The sequence below is a fragment of the Paenibacillus sp. SZ31 genome (assembly GCF_012912005.1).
Classification (GTDB): Bacteria; Bacillota; Bacilli; order Paenibacillales; family Paenibacillaceae; genus Paenibacillus.
Map to the genome: position 1 here is coordinate 64518 of NZ_JABBEA010000013.1, position 18874 is coordinate 83391.

Genomic DNA, 18874 nt, shown 5'->3' on the forward strand with positions numbered 1-18874 from the left:
TGCACCTTTTTGTTTTTCTCATAGCCATTCTCACAGCAACTTGAATATCTTCTCCCCGCGTATCCCACGATAAGGCGCCATACGGTTCCCTTCTCCCATCAAGGGAACACAATCCAGCAGATTTAACTGAGAGCAATACGAAATATCATGAACCCTGCCTAACTTTTCAAGCCTTCGCCCACCAGATGATATTCTCATCATATCCGGGATGCTGTCCTGGCATTGGGATATCGCCTGATGAAGTACAATACCGAGATCGTTCAATTGAATGGGAGAATAGGATTGTCGGTGTAGCTCTTCGATAATACATCCAGCACATAAGCCATCCTCCAGTGCAAATTCATCCTGTGTCCCCGCACACAACAGCAATACATCTCTTTGCAGCTCGCATAGAACTGTTGCGACAGCCTGCACATTCAGAAATGATCCAGCGAGTACATGTTTCGCCTTGGAAGCTTTGATCAAGGCCCGGGTCCCATCGGTTGTAGTTAATATGATGGTTTTATCTGCAATGTCTTCAGTCATATATTCATAGGGGGAATTACCCACCTCGAATCCGGTAATTTTTTTGTCAAAACGCTCCCCGCCCCGAATGCAATCTTTCATTTCCATTTGCTTGGCTTGTGGAACCGTCTCTACGGCAATCACAGCCGCAGCATCATACGCCAGGGCTGTTACAATTGTACTGGTCGTACATAATACATCAATGACAACCGCACTACGCCCTGCAACATCAATGGTGCGTAACTCATTCACATTGCCTACGACATCAACTCGCACTCCCCACAACTCCTTTCTGTATCTGGGGATCGGTAGTTCTATTTGAACGGGAATGGAACTTACCTATCTGCAATTACCATATGCATGCACATCTAGACGGGTGCCTAGAGCAGGAGGTTGATCTATGGTTTCAACTCTCATCCGTATTCTGAAGAAATGATAGATTTCAGCGTCATAAATTAAATGTACAGGCATAAACTTGAGATATGAACAAGCGCCAGAAGCGTGAACCATATGATCTCAAGGTTGGAGGAGCCTACTCATGAAGGTGAACTGGAAGGAACTTTTTCCGGAACCGATCCGCACCATTCTCGGAAGAATGCCACCCGCTCTATTGGACCAAGTGGAGGAAGTACGTATTCGTGAAGGCAGACCCCTGGAGATAAATGCAGGCAACACATACCACTTCCTGACACCTCAAGGTAGCCCGACAGGGAACCCGGAAGAAGCATATGTTCCTCAGAAAGAAGTGACGCATAGGTTGCTGGATCTGATCAGTAACCATTCACTTTATACATTGGAAGAGGAACTGCGTAAAGGGTTCATCACCATACCCGGGGGACATCGAATTGGACTTGCTGGCCGAACGGTATTGAGCGGTGGGCGTGTAGAATACCTGCGCGACATCAACGGATTTAACGTTCGGGTAGCGCGTGAGGTACATGGAGTGGCTGATCGTATCCTTCCTTATCTTATCGATATGAAGAGCGGACAGGTCTTCCATACATTGATCCTTTCACCGCCTCAACAGGGAAAAACGACGTTGCTGCGAGATCTGGCGAGACAGATTAGCAGTGGTACGAAGCTTACGGGGGGCAGTGAACTGCTTCAGGGAATACGTCCGCGTCTGAAAGTGGGCATTGTGGATGAAAGGTCCGAAATCGCTGGTAGCTACAAAGGAGTACCTGGATTCGACGTAGGCCCACGAACAGATGTGATGGACGGTTGTCCGAAGGCTGAGGGCATGATGATGATGCTCCGCTCCATGTCGCCCGATGTCCTGATTGTGGACGAGATTGGTCGTCCGGAGGATGCTGAGGCGGTAATGGAAGCCCTGCATGCAGGCGTCTCTGTGATCGCGACTGCTCATGGCCGTGACCTGTCGGAGCTGTCGGCCAGACCCGCGCTCAGAACCTTAATTGCGGAGCAGATGTTTCAACGGTATGTACAACTGCAACGGACGAGCCGAGGCATGACCTTTCGGCTGGCTGATGGCAAAATGCGTGTGTTGCAGCAGACCGGGGCAGGAGGTGAAGCCTTTGGTTAACATGTTTGGTGCGGTAATCATTCTGCTAGCCAGCACCCTCGCCGGTTTTTACAAGGCCAGACAATATGCATTAAGACCGAGACAGTTGCGAGAACTCATTGCAGCCCTCCAGCGACTATTGACAGAGATTAATTATGGGCTCACTCCCCTTCCCGATGCCATGGGCAAGATGGGAGCACAGACCAAAGAACCTGTAAAGACGCTTTTCCTTCATGCAGCCACACAGATGGAACCTCCTCATGGACTCACTGCCCGGGAAAGTCTGCAGTCCGGCGTAGATCTGGCTTGGGGAAGATCGGCCATGAAGGCTGATGAGCGGGAAGTCATGCTGCAATTAAGCTTCAGCCTTGGCACAAGTGACCGTCAGGATCAGACCAAACATATATCGTTAGCCATTCAACAACTAATGCATGAGGAATCCCGTGCCCAGGCCGATCAAATGAAATATGAACGAATGAGCCGAAGTCTCGGGATGCTTGTCGGAGCGTTAATCGTCATTCTGATCTTCTGAAATAGCCGGGATAGTGAGGTGCCAAGGTCATGAATCTAGAAGTGAACGCAATCTTTCAAATTGCGGGTATCGGAATCATTATTGCCATGATTCACACGGTACTGAAACAAATGGGAAAGGAAGATATGGCTCACTGGGTGACCGTAATCGGATTTGTCGTTGTATTGTTCATGGTGGTCCGGATGTTGGACAGCCTGCTACAAGAGATCAAATCGATATTTCTTTTTCAATGAAAAACGGTCATGAAGCCGGATGGTGGTGACCTGTGGAAATTATACAAGTTGTAGGTTTGGCGCTCATCGCAACAGTGCTCATTCTGGTCATTAAGGAACAGAAGCCGATGTTTGCCTTTCTGATTGCTGCCGCGACTGGCATCGTCATCTTCATGTTGTTGATTGGCAAGATCGGTGCAGTCATCGAGGTGTTGAAGCGGCTTGCCGAGAATTCAGGCATGGAGAGTATTTATCTGAAAACGGTGCTGAAAATTATTGGCATAGCGTACATTGCTGAATTTGGTGCACAGATTGTAAGGGATGCAGGCCAGGAAAGCATTGCTTCCAAAATCGAACTGGCTGGTAAGGTGTTAATCCTCGTACTTGCTATACCGATCATCAGCATTATTATCGAAACCGTCATGAAGCTGATGCCGGTGTAGAAAGGGCGTGCGGACTTCATATGAAATCAATGCATCATAAGCCGCAGTGGCGCCTTACGGTTGTGCTGATGCTCTGTTTTCTGTTTGGTATCCTGGGACAGGTTACTGCAACCTCGCCTTCCGGTGAGTGGATGGAGCAGCAGGCCGATCAGCTTCCCAAGGATCAGGTGGAGAAATACTGGGATCAACTGATGCAACAATACGGTGGTTTCTTCCCGGATGGGAAGACCCCTTCCTTCATGGATATGTTAATCCCCGGCAATGAAGGGTTCAGCCTGAAATCGGTATTTGTAGCCATAGGAACCTTCATGCTGCATGAAATTTTATATAACGGCAAGCTTCTGGTCACAATTGTGATGTTAAGCGTACTGAGCATGATTCTGGAGACCCTTCAGACCGCATTTGAGAAAAATAATATTAGCAAAATTGCCTATTCCATCTGTTATATGGTCATCATCATCATTGCGATCAACAGCTTCAGTGTGGCGATAGGATACGCCAAGGATGCCATAACGGGCATGATCAACTTCATGATGGCGATGGTTCCGTTGTTATTCACACTGCTCGCGTCCATGGGTAACGTCATCACCGTCTCGGTAACCCATCCACTCATCATTTTCATGATTCATCTGGTGAGTACATTGATTCACATGCTGGTATTCCCACTACTCTTCTTCTCAGCTGTACTGCATCTCGTCAGTTCATTGTCTGACAAGTACAAGCTGACACAGTTGGCAGACCTCCTGCGCAATATTAGCGTGGCGCTGCTGGGTATCCTGCTGACGATGTTTCTGGGCGTAATCTCGGTTCAGGGAGCATCGGGCTCCGTAGCGGATGGAGTCAGCCTGAAGGCCGCCAAATACATCGCAGGCAACTTTGTCCCAGTTGTAGGCAGAACATTTGCGGATGCGACAGATACGGTAATTACAGCTTCTTTACTTGTCAAAAATGCAATTGGACTCACTGGAGTGATCATCATTCTGTTTCTATGTGCCTTTCCAGCACTCAAGATCCTGGCTCTTGCCTTGATATACAACGTTACTGGTGCCATTATGCAACCGCTCGGAGATACCCCGATCGTAGGATGTCTGCAGGCCATTGGCAAGAGCATGATCTACGTATTTGCGGCGCTGGCAGCCGTTGGGCTGATGTTTTTCTTGGCGATCACCATCCTGCTGACTGCGGGGAATCTGACTGTCATGATGCGTTGAATGTATGTTGGGAAGAAAGGGGTTGGAAAAGGATGGGGTGGCTGAGCAACTGGCTCCAGGAATTGATCATGATCGTTCTGCTGGCCACTTTCGTGGATATGTTGTTGCCCAATCGATCCATGGAACGTTATGTCAAGCTTGTGCTGAGCCTTCTCATCCTGCTAACCCTTTTATCACCCATAACCAAGCTGCTCAAAAGTGATCCGGTTGGCGAACTGAAACGGGCAATGACGGCAATGGATGCTCCCTCGGATGGAAATGCAACGCTCGAACAGATTCTGGCTCAGGGCAAGCGGCTGCAAGCGGGCGAACAGGAACAATCCCTGCAATGGACAGCGAAAGAACTGGCTAATGTCATGAAAGGCCAGATTGAAGAAACAACAGGAGCGAAGGTTCGGTCCGTAGAGGTACAGCTGGCAATGAGTAAATATGAAACGGAAATGGAAGCAGCCTCGTCAGTCGAATTACCTGTGATCCAGCGTGTAGTGGTCGAGATGGCGGGAGAGAATGCAGGAGGAGAAGTGAAATCAAGCCAGCAAGAAGTTGTTGCAACTACACAACCCCTATTCGGCACAGATCCAGAGTCAGGAAAGGGCGAATCGCAACAAATCCAGCAGCCCATCCAGATTGGTCAGATAGAAGTGCCTGATGTACAGGTTGATGTGAGTAAAAGTCAACATGATGGAAATGAAGCGTCTTCCGAGCCTGTTATACGTGATCATGCAGATGAGACGAAGCAGCAAGGTGAGACATCCACAAGGTCTGAACATGCGGTGCAGATTATTACATTGTTGACTGAAAAGTGGGATGTTGATGCGAACAAAGTTCAAGTGAAAGAACCGAAAAGTGCTGAAGTGCTCTGAGAAGGAGGGTGTCCGATGAAACAATGGTTCAAAAAGATGGAAACCTGGATGGGTGGCGGAGAAGGCGGGGCAAGGCGGAGCCAAACCTTCCGTTGGCTGATTATCCTCGGTTTGATCGGGGTGGGAATCATGCTGTTCAATTCCTTCGTCAATGTCAAAAAAATTGATTCCGAAAATATCGGTCGGGAACCACCGGACCCGGCAACATCCATGGCATCCATACAGAGTGATCCGATGGATCAGAACCCTTTTCAGGCAATCGAAATGGCATTTGAGGACAAAATCAAAGGTGTGCTGGAAAACATTGTTGGTGTGGGAACGGTCGATGTAATGGTTACCGTGGATTCCACAGAGGAACTGGTCGTTCAGCGGAATGTGAAGGATTCTCAGCAACTTACCGAAGAAACGGATGCTAACGGGGGCAAGCGACATATGACGCAATATACCCGCGATGGCGAGATTATTACGTACGAAATATCAGGGGATCAGACACCGATAGTGACCAAAAAGCTCAAACCGCAGATCCGTGGTGTGCTTGTGGTTGCGAGAGGTGCAGAGAACAAGGTTGTAAAGGACCTGATAACCGATGCTGTGGAAAAAGGACTGAATGTGGCAGCCTACCGAATCTCGGTTGTACCGCGCAAACAAGACTAATTTGGTTAGTTGAATCACAAGATTCAATTCTCATAGATTGAAGCCAATTTGAGGAGGAAGTTCTAATGAATAACAAACGTCAAACGGTATGGCTCGTTTCCATGCTGAGTCTGATGGTCATTTTGTCCGCGTATTATCTGTTCACTGAGGATTCTGGTCCAGTCAATGCGCCGGTGGCTGATAGTCAGCAAGTTGATGGAATCAAGCAAGGGGAAGCGAAGGAAACAGCAGGCATTCTTGATCCTACAGAAGGTTTGGTTGTGAATGAAGTGGTGAATAGCGGCGAAGTTGAAAGTGATCCAAGTGCGGCTGGCACGGCTGAAGATCCGGTGGCTACGGAAGGTAAAGAAACTGGAAATACAGAGAAAACACCTGCTGTCGAACCAGGCGAGAATAAGGGTGAAGCAGGAAAAGAAGCTGACAAAGAAACCGACAAAGGTGCAGCAACCACACCAGAGACGGAAGGTCAGACAGAAGGCACTGCAACGAAGACGGACGAGGAAGTCCTCAAGGAAATGGAAGAGCAGAATACGGCAGCATCTGCGAGCAGCCAGTTCCAGAACTACCAGTGGCAACGTGAGGAAAGCAACAATCGTAAGTATGAGGAACTGATGACTGTGGCAGGTGATCTGAGCAAAACGCCGGAGGAGAATGCGAAAGCAACGGAGCAACTCCGTACACTGGAAGAAAAAGAAGCTAAAATCACTGGCATTGAGGAGACGCTCTCTCAGCAGTTCACTAATGCGATCGTTCAAGAAGATGCCGACAAGTATAAAGTGGTGGTCCTCAGTGACAAACTGGATGTAAAACAGGCGGTATCCATTGTGGATCTGGTGATGAAAGAATTGGCTGTTTCCCAGAATAAAATCAGTGTTCAATACGTTACAGAACAGTAATTCAAATCATGGAAATGCAGTCCCGGGAGCTGGTTGTACTCTCGGGCTCTTTCCATTTTTAACGATTATGATATAATACATAAAGCCATATGACCGTCCTAGTGAGACTGGCATGATGCCGAAGGAGTGAATAATGGAAATGTTTAAATTGAGTGAGATCAAAGAACTGATCAAACTGGTAGATGAAAGTTCCGTTCAAGAGTTGGAAATTGAAAATGAAGGATCACGGTTATCGATCCGCAAACCGGGCAAAACGGAGTATGTTCAAGCAGCTGCTGTACAACCGCAAATGATTGCTGCTCCGCAAGTACAGCCGGCAGCAGTGGTAAGTGAAGCTGCACCGCAGGTCGATACTACAAGTCATTTACATAAAATTGTATCTCCGATGGTAGGTACTTTTTACAGAGCTTCCTCGCCGGAAGCGGGTCCTTTTGTGAGCGCAGGTGATAAAGTTGTTGAAAAAACAACGGTATGTATCATCGAAGCCATGAAGCTGATGAACGAGCTTGATGCTGACATCAAGGGAGAAATCGTTGAAGTGCTGGTTGAGAACGGACAGCTGGTCGAGTATGGGCAGCCCCTTTTCCTGGTGAAACCGGAATAACCGTTATAGCTGGTTAACAGCTAACCGCATGAGCTTCGAAGGAGGACAAAACGAAATGAAATTTCAAAAAATACTGATTGCGAACCGTGGAGAGATTGCGGTACGTATTATTCGTGCCTGCCGCGAAATCGGCATCTCAACGGTAGCTGTCTATTCGGAAGCGGATAAGGATTCTCTGCATGTTCGTCTTGCAGATGAGGCTTACTGTATCGGACCGACACTGTCCAAGGACAGTTACCTGAACTTCACCAACCTGATGAGTGTAGCCACGCTGACGGAATGTGATGCAATCCACCCTGGTTACGGTTTTTTGGCGGAGAATGCTGATTTTGCAGAAATCTGTGGTTCCTGCAACATTACATTCATCGGGCCTTCACCTGAAGCCATTACCAAAATGGGAGACAAGGCTGTTGCCAAACAAACGATGAAAGATGCAGGAGTACCTGTTATTCCTGGATCAGACGGCCTCGTTGAAAATATGGATGAAGCCATCATGATTGCTAGAGATATCGGATATCCTATCATTATTAAAGCTACTGCTGGTGGCGGAGGTAAGGGAATTCGTATTGCCGAAGATGAAGAAACGCTGATTAAGCAGATTACAGCTGCTCAGCAGGAAGCACAAAAGGCATTTGGCAATGCAGGTGTATATCTGGAGAAATTCCTGACAGGCATGAAACATGTGGAAATCCAGATCATTGCTGATAAACACGGAAATGCAGCTCATCTGGGAGAGCGTGATTGCTCGGTTCAGCGTCGTCGCCAGAAATTGGTAGAAGAAGCTCCGTGTCCAATTCTCTCTGAAGATGTGCGTACACTGATGGGGGAAGCTGCGGTACGGGCAGCCCTTGCCGTGGATTACTCGGGAGCGGGTACATTGGAGTTCCTGCTTAGCCCGAATGGCGAGTTCTATTTCATGGAGATGAATACGCGTATTCAGGTAGAGCATCCGGTAACCGAGATGGTTACTGGCGTGGATCTGATTCGTGAGATGATCTCGGTAGCTGAAGGCAACCCACTTTCATTCCGTCAGGAAGACGTGGTAATCAATGGCTGGTCCATAGAATGTCGTATCAATGCAGAAGATCCGTATCGTAACTTCATGCCATCACCAGGCAAAATCGGATTCTACCTTGCACCTGGAGGACCGGGCGTGCGTGTAGATAGTGCTGCTTATCCGGGTTATACCATTTCACCTTTCTACGATTCCATGATCGCAAAGTTGATTGTGTGGGGAGCGAATCGTGAAGAGGCGATTGCCAAGATGAAGCGTGCGCTTGGGGAATTTGCCATTGAAGGCATATCCACAACAATCCCTTTCCATCAAAAATTGCTGGAGCACCCAACGTTCATTCGTGGGGACTTTGATATCAAATTCCTTGAGGAAAACGAGATTTAAAAGGTATATTGGGCTTGTTTGTCATAATGTAGCCCAAATGATATAGTATGAATAATAAGAGCGCATGTCTCCTGCAAAGGATAAGCCCGCACCTCGCGGATGTTTGCAGGAGTTCCGGTAAAGCCGGACCGGAAGGGTTCTGAAGGTCGATTGACCTGAGTCCAGCGCCCTGACGGATGGCCGCAAACTTATCTCGCGAAAGGTGTGTTGAACAGTTATGAGTACACTACCGACTGAATTTGAACGAACGGATATCGGTGAAATCCAGATCGCACCTGAAGTTATTGAAGTGATTGCTGGATTGGCGACCCTTGAAGTGAAAGGTGTTGCAGGCATGAGTGGCGGATTCGCTGGCGGATTTGCTGAATTGCTTGGTCGCAAAAACCTTTCCAAAGGCGTTAAAGTTGAAGTAGGCCAACGTGAAGCTGCAGTTGATGTTTCCGTAATTATCGAGTACGGATACCGTCTGCCACAAGTAGCTACGGAGATTCAACAGAACGTGAAACGTTCCATCGAGAACATGACAGGCTTGAATGTGAATGAAGTGAATGTGCACATTCATGACGTTCAGTTCAAGAGCACCGAGAAAGTGGAAGAGATCGACCTGAACAGTCAGCGCGTAAAATAAAAGAAGACAGATTCCCCCGGCATCATCTGCCGGGGGTTATCCCGTCTTGGACAGGTCTTCATTATAGCGAAAGCTAGATGAGGATCTGATTTTTTGCTAGTGAACAGGACCGGTTAAGTAATGTTAGTGAGCAAGGGAGGCTGTGCAGTTCGTGGCTAAAATACTGGATCGGCTTCTGTTGTTTATATACAGCATAAGCGTTGGAGCAATATCGGCAGCCGTCATTCTTCTGATCAGCGGTGTGCTGCCTTACGAATTGAATTACCAGCAGGAACAAAACGTTATTGTTGCGTCGGTTATTGCAGCAGCGATTTTGTTTATCCTGAGTTTGCGATTTTTCTACATCTCGGTTCGGCGTGAGCGTGCATCGTTGCCGTCTGTAGATCAACGTACTGAGTTTGGTGATGTACAGATTTCGATGGAGACGATTGAGAATCTCTGTTTGAAGGCGACTTCCCGTTTCAGGGGAGTACGTGATGTCAAGGCACGCATACGTGTGGTTGAGTCAGGACTGGAGATTATGATCCGTGCGGTAGTGGATGGTGAGACACCTATTCCTGCGCTGACTTCTGATCTGCAAAAGGCGATTCATGATCATGTGCAAGAGATTACGGGCATCCCGGTATCTTTTGTCACGGTGTATATCGCTAATGTAACCCAGTCGCCTAACTACAAGAGTCGAGTGGAATGAGGTGAGTTTCACTGATGCTGTGGAAAGAGATTTGGGATAGTCACAGAGGCCGAATTACCGGAATTATCGGCGGCATCTTTTTTGGATTTCTTTATGTATGGATCGGTTTTTGGGATATGTTGTTCTTTGCACTCTTGGTGTTCATTGGTTATACGTTAGGCAGACGAAGCGATTCGAAGTTGGGTTCGTCCATTCCCTGGAGGGAGTGGGGACAGTGGCTTGGCGATCGCTGGCGTCCGTTTAAGTGACCTACCTGAACCCTGCAATATGTTTCTTCCGAAAATAGAGCTGTAGTTTAGGTTGCCCGTTTTTTGGAGGAAACGTATTGCAGGTTTTTTTGTGAAAAGGGATAACAATAACAATACCATGGAAGCCATTGATCTATCCGACACAGGATATGATGTGATGGTTGCATGATTTTAAAATAAGCATGATGACGCTCCAGACGGAGCGCTGCAGGAGGCAGGACATGAAAAGACGTTTGGCAAGGGAAATTGCAGTACAAAGTCTGTATCAGATGGAAATGAATGAGGTAGGCGCAGCAGAAGCTGTAAACATGTTGATCAATGAAGCTGCTGAAGATAATGAAACCGAAGTGGTTATTCGCGATGCAGATGTAATGCGTACCTATGTTACTGAGATTGTACAAGGAGCCTGGAACAATAAGGAAGCGATTGACGGGCTGCTCGTGGATTATTTGAAAGGTTGGCAAATCAGCCGTCTGTCACGTGTGGATCGCCAGATTCTACGACTGTCTACGTATGAAATGGTATTCCGTGATGACATTCCGGCAAAGGTATCCGTCAATGAAGCGATTGAACTGTCCAAATATTTTGGTACAGATGAATCCGGTAAGTTCGTCAATGGCGTACTTGGACGCATGATTCAGGAAGTTGACGGCATTAAAGCAAAATTGTCTTAAGTTATGATTAACTATAGTGCGTGTTCAAAAGGACCGGTTTTCAGTATCCTTCGTAATCAAAAGCGGTTTTTTTGAACAACCTCTAAATTTATATTCACATAAGGGAGAGAGAGTACAATGACAGCATCTATTATTAACGGTAAAGAAGTATCCCAAGAGATCCGCGCAAGCATGACAACAGAAGTAAAACAGCTTAGCGAACAGGGGGTAGTACCTGGTCTGGCTGTTGTGCTCGTCGGTGAAGATCCGGCATCTCAAGTCTATGTGCGTAATAAAGAAAAAGCATGTCACGATCTCGGTTTCTACTCCGAAGTGCATCGTTTGGATGCAGACACGTCCCAAGAAGATCTGCTCGCGCTGGTGGACAAGCTGAACAATCAACAATCCATTAACGGAATTTTGGTTCAACTTCCACTACCGAAACACATCGAAGAGAAAGCGGTTATTGATGCGATTGCCGTGGATAAAGACGTAGACGGATTCCATCCAGTCAATGTTGGTAATCTCGTAATTGGAGACGATAGTCTGCTTCCATGTACCCCAGCGGGTGTAATTGAACTGATCAAACGTACTGGACTGGAAATGTCCGGTAAACATGCGGTAGTCATCGGAAGAAGCAATATTGTCGGCAAACCGGTATCGCTGTTGCTGCAACGTGAGAATGCGACGGTAACCATGTGCCATTCCCGCACAGCCAACATGAAAGAAATTACACGCCAGGCGGACATTCTAGTTGTAGCCATCGGCCGTGCTAATTTTGTGGATGCTGATTTTGTGAAACCGGGTGCTGTTGTTATCGATGTCGGCATGAACCGTTTGGAGAATGGCAAACTGGCAGGAGACGTTGATTTCGAGAGTGTGAAAGAAGTTTCTGGTCCAATTACACCGGTTCCAGGTGGTGTTGGTCCGATGACAATCACAATGCTGATGCAAAATACATTGATCGCTGCGAAGCGCGCTCACGGATTGGCCTAGGGTTTTGTCTGTGGCAGATCAAAAGATCTACTCCATCAAAGACCTGAACCGATACATTCGAATGAAACTTGAATCGGATCAGGTCCTGTCGGACGTCTGGCTGCGCGGGGAGATTTCGAATTTCACACATCACTCCAGCGGCCATATGTATTTTACATTGAAGGACAAGGACAGCCGGATTAAGTCGATTATGTTCGCATCCCATAACCAGCGATTACCCTTTGTACCGAAGGAGGGTGCAAGGGTTATTGCTCGTGGTAATGTCTCGGTGTATGAACGGGATGGGCAGTATCAATTCTACGCTACCCATATGCAACCGGACGGGATTGGGAGTCTGTATCTGGCTTACGAACAGCTGAAGAAAAAGCTCGAGGATGAAGGGTTATTTTCACCTTCGCGAAAAAGACAGATCCCACGTTATCCACAGACCATCGGGGTTGTAACTTCACCGACGGGAGCGGCCGTGCGGGATATCATGATCACACTCCAACGTAGATACCCTTCTGCCAAAGTTGTTTTGTATCCGGTTCTGGTTCAAGGCAAAGGTGCAGCACCTTCCATCGTCAAAGCGATTGGCAACCTGAACCGGATGGGAGAAGCCGATGTACTTATCGTTGGACGCGGAGGCGGTTCACTGGAGGAATTATGGGCCTTCAATGAGGAGATTGTGGCAAGAGCAATAGTCGCTTCGGACATTCCTGTTATCTCTGCAGTTGGTCACGAAACGGACTTCACTATTGCTGATTTTGCGGCGGATTTGCGTGCGGCTACACCTACAGCAGCTGCGGAACTGGCTGTACCCAATCGAGCTGAGTTGCTCGATCAGATTGCACAACGTCAGCGCCAATTACAGCACAGCTTGCGTCAGCGTGCTGTTCATAATCGTGAACGGCTCGCGAGATTACAGCGTTCGCCAGTGCTTGTTCATCCAAGACGTACCTTGATGCAACATACGGAACGACTGGATATGATGCACCAACGGCTTTTGAGAACAGTGGATACGCGTATGAAATGGACGGGAGAGAAGCAGGAACGTCTGCGGGCCGCGCTGCAACGATTCAATCCTCGTGATCAAGTCAATGCAGCACGCCGTGAAAATGCGGCAGCACGCAGACAACTGGAACTTGCGATCAGGTCCATAACCAGATCGAAGCAGCAACAGTGGAAATCATCTGTGCGGCATCTGGATGCGCTTAGCCCGCTTAAAGTCATGTCACGTGGATACAGCCTTGTCTATGATGAGCAGGAACAGCGATTGATCAAGTCGACGAAGGATGTACAGCCTGGAGATTCAATCAAGATTAAATTAACAGACGGACAGCTGGACTGTCAGGTTTGGGGAATGAAGGAGGACGACAATACCCATGGCGAATGAACCGGAATTGAATTTTGAAGAGGCAATGGCGGCATTGGAAGACATCGTAGGTCAGCTTGAGCATGGTGATGTTCCGTTGGAACAGGCCATTGATCTGTTTCAACGCGGGATGAAACTTTCGCAACTTTGCGGTCTGAAGCTGGAACAAGTGGAACGCAAGATCGAGATGATCGTAGAAGAAGATGGAGAGCTTCGCAAGAAGCCCTTCGGAACTGCAGACGATGAGAGCGGTGAAATCCATGAGTAATCGTCCTTCGTTTCAAGCATACCTGGAGGAGGTCACAGCTGAGGTGACAGAAGAGTTGAAACACACTCTTCCCGATCACTGGGATGTACCCCAATCGCTGACGGATGCGATGCAGTACTCACTTATGGCCGGAGGCAAACGCCTTCGTCCTCTTCTGGTCGTTGCTGCGGCGGAAGCCTTCGGCGCACAGCGTACAGCTGCAATGCCGGTAGCCTGCGCCGTGGAGATGGTTCATACCTATTCACTGATCCACGACGACCTGCCTGCTATGGATAATGATGATTACCGCAGGGGAAAATTAACGAATCACAAGGTATATGGTGAAGCAACCGCCATATTGGCGGGAGATGCGTTGCTAACTCATGCTTTTTATAGCATTGTTCAAGCGGGTCGCCGCAGTGGTGTGACGGCAGATGCGTTGCTGTCCATCGTAGAGGACATGTCCGAACTTGCTGGAGCAAGAGGTATGGTCGGCGGTCAAGTCGCGGATATGGAAGGCGAGCAAGGCATGACCGATCTTTCACAGCTCCAATATATTCATTTGCACAAAACGGGTGATCTGATTGTTTTCTCCCTCATTGCTGGAGCACGAATTGGTGGAGCAACAGAAGGACAGTTGGAAGCACTGCGTGTGTTCGGCCGTGATCTGGGGCTGGCGTTCCAGATTCAGGATGATATTCTCGATCTGACGGGCGACGAGCAGAAGATGGGTAAGAAAACACAGAGCGATGTGAATCAGCAGAAGGTAACATATCCTTATTTTATTGGCATGGAGGCTTCTGTAGTTGAGGTGAAATCCCTTACTCAATCTGCAAAAGATGCGCTTGAAAGAGCCGAGTTACCTGATGCATCCAGATTACTGGAAATTGCGGATTATCTGATGAGTCGAGACCATTAGATTCGGACGGTGCGCGCTGTTTCAAAACCTGTATAACCGTGTAATGAATGTAATGTCCTTTTTCCGAGTGGATGGAAAAAGTCTGTCCCGAGTGGATGCAGGAATACATATGGAGAAGGATTCTATATAACTTGCTGGCGAAAATGCTCGTTATCGGGAGTATAGTGCAGTAAATTATGATTCTTGTTCTTTTATGTTATAATGATTTAATGTCATTTGATTCATAATGTATATATGGATTTACAACAACAATCAAACAATCTAGGAAAGCGGGGAGATTCTCGTGCTGCTTCCACAAATTAAACAACCCAGTGATCTAAAGTCGATGTCTCAGGATGATCTTGCGCTTTTGTCGGCAGAGATCCGGCAGTTTCTGATTGAGAAACTGTCCGTTACAGGGGGGCATCTCGCACCCAACTTAGGAGTGGTTGAGCTCACGGTAGCCCTGCATTACTGCTATAACAGTCCAGCAGACAAAATGATTTTCGATGTAGGGCATCAGGCTTATGTGCATAAAGTCCTGACAGGGCGTATGGATCGCTTTGATACATTGCGTCAACATAATGGCCTGTGCGGGTTTGTCAAACGCAACGAAAGTGAACATGATGTATGGGAAGCTGGACACAGCAGTACATCACTGTCCGCTGCGATGGGGATGGCCCTTGCGCGTGATCTGAAGGGTGAAGATAATCAAGTCATCGCGATGATTGGTGATGGAGCGCTTACAGGTGGTATGGCATTTGAAGCCCTCAATCATATTGGTCATGAGCAGAGAAAACTGATGGTTATTCTGAATGATAATGAAATGTCCATTGCTCCAAACGTTGGGGCTATGCATAAATATTTGAGCAAGATTCGTTCGGATCGTCATTATCTGAAAGCGAAAGATGATGTCGAGGGCATGCTCAAAAAAATCCCTGCTATTGGAGACCGGTTGGCCAAATCGGCAAGCTGGATCAAAGACAGTGTCAAATATATGATGGTACCAGGTGTTCTTTTTGAAGAACTGGGCTTCACGTATTTGGGACCGATTGATGGGCATGATATTCCCAAATTGATCGAAACCTTCAAACAAGCGGATAACGTGGATGGTCCTGTGCTCGTTCATGTGCTTACAACCAAAGGCAAAGGTTATCAGCCAGCAGAAGCCGATTCGCACAAGTGGCACGGAATCTCTCCGTACAAAATTGAATCCGGTCAAGTGTTGAAGGCAGTGGGGAAACCGATGTACACGGAAGTGTTCGGCCAAACGCTGATTGATCTTGCGAAGCAAGATAAGCGGATCGTAGCTGTAACGCCGGCAATGCCTACGGGATCAGGTCTCATTCCTTTTAGTAAGGAATTTCCGGATCGCATGATTGACGTGGGTATCGCAGAACAGCATGCGGCGACCATGTGTGCTGCACTGGCTATGGAAGGCTTGAAGCCGGTCTTTGCCGTGTATTCTACTTTTATGCAACGTGCATATGATCAGATTGTACATGATATTTGTCGTCATAACGCCAACGTGATGTTTGCCATTGACCGTGCCGGGTTTGTTGGTCCAGATGGGGAAACACATCAAGGGGTATACGATGTGGCATTTATGCGCCATATTCCAAATATCGTTCTGATGATGCCAAAAGACGAAAATGAATTGCGTCATATGATGAAAACGGCGCTTGATTATAATGAAGGTCCAATTGCTTACCGTTATCCACGAAACAATGTGGTGGGAGTACCTCTGGATGATGTGCTTGTTCCGATACCAATTGGAACATGGGAGCAGTTGCGTCCATCCGAAGGATATGCTGTTATCGCTTCAGGATCAATGGTGCAGCTTGCAGAAGAAGCAGCAGAGATGGCGAAGCGGGAAGGCATTACAGCAGGCGTAATCAACGCTCGCTTCCTCAAACCTCTGGATGAGCAAATGCTGCGTGATTTGGCTGTTCGAGGCACCAAATTGATTGTACTTGAAGAAGCTTCTCAAGCGGGTAGCATGGGCAGTGCGGTTCTGGAGTTCTACGCAGAACAGGGATTGCATGATGTACATGTACAATTGATGGGGATTCCGGATCGCTTCATCGAGCATGGCAGTATCAAGGAACAACGTGAGGAAGTGGGTCTTACCGTTGAGAATGTATGTGCTGAACTGCGCAACATGGCCGTTCAATCTTCTTACGGCATACCCAAAACACGTTTTCCTTCGTAAATTTACATGATAGGAGAAATACATGTCACTCCCGAAAGAACGAATTGATGTTCTGCTGGTTGAGCAGGGCTTTTATGAAAGTCGTGAGAAGGCGAAAGCAGCGATCATGGCTGGACTGGTGTATGCCAATAATGAGCCGATCGAAAAGGCGGGCATGAAAATTCCAAGGGAAGCCGAGCTGAAAGTTAAAGGCTCGGTACATCCCTATGTCGGCAGAGGCGGATTGAAGCTCGAAAAAGCGATCCGCCATTTCGGCCTTGATATGAATGGACTTGTCATGCTCGATATCGGTTCATCCACCGGTGGTTTTACGGATTGTGCACTACAGCATGGTGCGTCTCACGTTTACGCTATTGATGTGGGCTATAATCAGCTTGACTGGTCTTTGCGTAATGATGAGCGGGTTACTGTTATGGAACGAACCAATTTTCGCTATGTGACTCCTGAAGATCTGACGGGACCTGTGCCGAACTTTGCGAGCATTGATGTGTCGTTCATTTCATTGCGAATCATATTGCCGCCACTCTTGGCCCTTTTGAAACAACCTGCAGATATCGTAGCATTGATTAAACCTCAATTTGAGGCAGGGCGTGAAAAAGTAGGCAAGTCCGGTGTGGTACGTGATACGAAGGTACACAAGGATGTATTGCAGACGATGCTCCATTTTGCGAGTCAACTTGGTTTGCATCTGCAGAGTTTAACTTTTTCTCCCATAACCGGTGGAGAAGGTAATATAGAATTTCTCGCACATTGGCGTCTGGAAGCACCAGATGCAACACAACCAGAGAACGATCCAGCTTCACTTGATGCACTTGCGGAGCAAGTTGCGAAGGAAGCAGCTCATACATTTACGGGAAACTCATCATAAGATGGGTTTCTTTTCGCTGGAAAGATGATTGGTGTAAAGGGAAATCGTTACTGAACCTCGAATATGTCTTCGAGGTGAGCGATAATGGATGGACAATATGACACAATCGTTATAGGTGTACTTGCTGTCTGTTTGATCTTGTGGCTGTTCTTCGGCTTGCGTAATTGGGTGAACCGACCGATGCCGGTAAGCTTGTCTGGATTGCAACTGAACGTGAAGATTAAGGATTCCCCAGCATTGGATTTGCTTGAAGCTCAGGGTTACGAAGTCATCGGTGGCAAAATGAAAGTTCCTTTGGCTTTTGAGACCAACGAATCCGTATTTTACAGCAGATTATTTATCGATTATGTTGCAGAGCGTGAGGATCTCAGATACCTGGTCAAGACATCGCGTCGCAGACAACCGCTTGAATTGACTGGACCTGCGCTAAGGGATCGCTTCCTCAACTATCTGTTGTTATACCCTGGCTGTGAAGGACTGCTGTATGTTGACGTGGAAGATTCCGATATTAAGTTAATCAGGCTTATGGACTACCAGGAAGATGTGTATGATGGGGATGATCTGGACTGATAAAGTAAAAAACCATGATTTGGCGAAATCTGCGGCGAACTACACTAGCTGCTTTATTGCAATACATTTAACTGGAGGCATGTATGAAAGGACAAAGACACATCAAGATTCGTGAAATCATTAGTCAAAATGAAATTGAGACCCAGGATGATCTGGTTGAATCATTGCGCCAATCAGGTTTTCAGGTGACTCAGGCGACGGTATCCCGGGATATCAAGGAACTTCTGTTAATCAAGATACCGATGGATGACGGACGGTACAAGTACTCTTTACCGACAGATCAACGATATAATCCGATTCAAAAGTTGAAGCGTGCACTCGTGGACAACTTCCTGCACATTGATCACACGAACAATCTGGTTGTGATGAAATGTTTGCCAGGAACAGCCAACTCCATTGCAGCTTTACTTGATAATATTGAGTGGAATGAAGTCATGGGCACGATCTGTGGAGATGACACCATCCTCATTATCTGCCGGACTGAAGGTAACAGCGTGACCGTTATTGAACGCATCATGGGTTATATTGCTTAAAGTGCGTGTTCAAAAAGATCGGTTTTCAGTACCGAGAAGATGGGATGAAGCTAGAAGTGGAGTAGCGGAGCGTAGGGAAAACTACGTGAGCAACTGCAATGTTTCCGAAGGAAACATACTTCGTAAGCATCCCACT

General features: G+C 47.4%; 23 protein-coding genes. 22 read left to right on the top strand and 1 reads right to left on the bottom strand.

The window, feature by feature from the left end; all coding sequences use genetic code 11:
* Positions 1-30: 30 nt before the first annotated feature.
* Positions 31-780: a 2-phosphosulfolactate phosphatase gene (locus tag HF638_RS21495; protein WP_169481998.1), complete on the bottom strand. Its 750-nt coding sequence runs from the start codon at positions 778-780 to the stop codon at positions 31-33.
* Between the two features lie 262 nt (positions 781-1042).
* Between HF638_RS21495 and spoIIIAA the strand changes: the two genes are divergently transcribed.
* The 22 genes from spoIIIAA (at position 1043) to ahrC (ending at position 18738) form a co-directional block, all read left to right on the top strand.
* A complete protein-coding gene (spoIIIAA, locus tag HF638_RS21500; protein ID WP_169481999.1) occupies positions 1043-2047 on the top strand; it encodes a stage III sporulation protein AA in 1005 nt (334 codons plus the stop codon).
* The gene (spoIIIAB, locus tag HF638_RS21505; protein ID WP_169482000.1) at positions 2040-2558 is read left to right on the top strand and encodes a stage III sporulation protein SpoIIIAB; all 519 of its coding nucleotides are present in this window, start codon (positions 2040-2042) and stop codon (positions 2556-2558) included. The genes spoIIIAA and spoIIIAB overlap by 8 nt, the downstream gene beginning before the upstream one ends.
* A 29-nt stretch (positions 2559-2587) precedes the next feature.
* Positions 2588-2791 (top strand): stage III sporulation protein AC, encoded by a 204-nt coding sequence (gene spoIIIAC, locus HF638_RS21510; RefSeq protein WP_017687585.1) that lies wholly within the window; start codon positions 2588-2590, stop codon positions 2789-2791.
* A gap of 32 nt (positions 2792-2823) precedes the next feature.
* Positions 2824-3213, top strand: a complete 390-nt coding sequence (gene spoIIIAD / locus HF638_RS21515) for a stage III sporulation protein AD (RefSeq protein WP_017687586.1) — start codon at positions 2824-2826, stop codon at positions 3211-3213.
* A gap of 68 nt (positions 3214-3281) precedes the next feature.
* Positions 3282-4424: a stage III sporulation protein AE gene (gene spoIIIAE / locus HF638_RS21520; protein WP_445255425.1), complete on the top strand. Its 1143-nt coding sequence runs from the start codon at positions 3282-3284 to the stop codon at positions 4422-4424.
* A gap of 32 nt (positions 4425-4456) precedes the next feature.
* A complete protein-coding gene (gene spoIIIAF / locus HF638_RS21525; RefSeq protein ID WP_169482002.1) occupies positions 4457-5287 on the top strand; it encodes a stage III sporulation protein AF in 831 nt (276 codons plus the stop codon).
* 15 nt (positions 5288-5302) lie between these two features.
* The gene (spoIIIAG, locus tag HF638_RS21530) at positions 5303-5941 is read left to right on the top strand and encodes a stage III sporulation protein AG (protein WP_169482003.1); all 639 of its coding nucleotides are present in this window, start codon (positions 5303-5305) and stop codon (positions 5939-5941) included.
* Positions 5942-6006: 65 nt separating this feature from the next.
* The gene (locus HF638_RS21535) at positions 6007-6837 is read left to right on the top strand and encodes a SpoIIIAH-like family protein (RefSeq protein WP_169482004.1); all 831 of its coding nucleotides are present in this window, start codon (positions 6007-6009) and stop codon (positions 6835-6837) included.
* Between the two features lie 139 nt (positions 6838-6976).
* Positions 6977-7441 (top strand): acetyl-CoA carboxylase biotin carboxyl carrier protein, encoded by a 465-nt coding sequence (accB, locus tag HF638_RS21540; protein WP_036614903.1) that lies wholly within the window; start codon positions 6977-6979, stop codon positions 7439-7441.
* 55 nt (positions 7442-7496) lie between these two features.
* Positions 7497-8840 carry an acetyl-CoA carboxylase biotin carboxylase subunit gene (gene accC, locus HF638_RS21545; RefSeq protein ID WP_169482005.1) on the top strand — a complete coding sequence of 448 codons (1344 nt, stop codon included), beginning with the start codon at positions 7497-7499 and terminating at the stop codon, positions 8838-8840.
* A gap of 217 nt (positions 8841-9057) precedes the next feature.
* The gene (locus tag HF638_RS21550; protein WP_017687593.1) at positions 9058-9468 is read left to right on the top strand and encodes an Asp23/Gls24 family envelope stress response protein; all 411 of its coding nucleotides are present in this window, start codon (positions 9058-9060) and stop codon (positions 9466-9468) included.
* A gap of 151 nt (positions 9469-9619) precedes the next feature.
* Positions 9620-10159: an alkaline shock response membrane anchor protein AmaP gene (gene amaP / locus HF638_RS21555; RefSeq protein WP_017687594.1), complete on the top strand. Its 540-nt coding sequence runs from the start codon at positions 9620-9622 to the stop codon at positions 10157-10159.
* Positions 10160-10173: 14 nt separating this feature from the next.
* A complete protein-coding gene (locus HF638_RS21560; RefSeq protein WP_017687595.1) occupies positions 10174-10407 on the top strand; it encodes a DUF2273 domain-containing protein in 234 nt (77 codons plus the stop codon).
* A 221-nt stretch (positions 10408-10628) separates the two neighbouring features.
* Positions 10629-11081, top strand: coding sequence for a transcription antitermination factor NusB (gene nusB, locus HF638_RS21565; protein WP_169482006.1), 453 nt, complete (start codon positions 10629-10631; stop codon positions 11079-11081).
* 117 nt (positions 11082-11198) lie between these two features.
* On the top strand, positions 11199-12056 hold the full coding sequence (gene folD / locus HF638_RS21570) for a bifunctional methylenetetrahydrofolate dehydrogenase/methenyltetrahydrofolate cyclohydrolase FolD (RefSeq protein WP_017687597.1): 858 nt from the start codon (positions 11199-11201) through the stop codon (positions 12054-12056).
* Positions 12057-12066: 10 nt separating this feature from the next.
* The gene (gene xseA / locus HF638_RS21575; protein ID WP_169482007.1) at positions 12067-13431 is read left to right on the top strand and encodes an exodeoxyribonuclease VII large subunit; all 1365 of its coding nucleotides are present in this window, start codon (positions 12067-12069) and stop codon (positions 13429-13431) included.
* Positions 13421-13678, top strand: coding sequence for an exodeoxyribonuclease VII small subunit (gene xseB, locus HF638_RS21580; RefSeq protein WP_169482008.1), 258 nt, complete (start codon positions 13421-13423; stop codon positions 13676-13678). Before xseA ends, xseB begins: the two co-directional genes overlap by 11 nt.
* The gene (locus tag HF638_RS21585; RefSeq protein WP_169482009.1) at positions 13671-14576 is read left to right on the top strand and encodes a polyprenyl synthetase family protein; all 906 of its coding nucleotides are present in this window, start codon (positions 13671-13673) and stop codon (positions 14574-14576) included. The genes xseB and HF638_RS21585 overlap by 8 nt, the downstream gene beginning before the upstream one ends.
* Positions 14577-14859: 283 nt before the next feature.
* Positions 14860-16767 carry a 1-deoxy-D-xylulose-5-phosphate synthase gene (dxs, locus tag HF638_RS21590; RefSeq protein ID WP_169482010.1) on the top strand — a complete coding sequence of 636 codons (1908 nt, stop codon included), beginning with the start codon at positions 14860-14862 and terminating at the stop codon, positions 16765-16767.
* A 22-nt stretch (positions 16768-16789) separates the two neighbouring features.
* Positions 16790-17635 (top strand): TlyA family RNA methyltransferase, encoded by an 846-nt coding sequence (locus tag HF638_RS21595; RefSeq protein ID WP_169482011.1) that lies wholly within the window; start codon positions 16790-16792, stop codon positions 17633-17635.
* 84 nt (positions 17636-17719) lie between these two features.
* A complete protein-coding gene (locus tag HF638_RS21600) occupies positions 17720-18205 on the top strand; it encodes a hypothetical protein (RefSeq protein WP_169482012.1) in 486 nt (161 codons plus the stop codon).
* An 83-nt stretch (positions 18206-18288) separates the two neighbouring features.
* Entirely contained in the window at positions 18289-18738 is a 450-nt protein-coding gene (gene ahrC, locus HF638_RS21605; protein WP_169482013.1) for a transcriptional regulator AhrC/ArgR, read from the top strand.
* Positions 18739-18874: the final 136 nt, after the last annotated feature.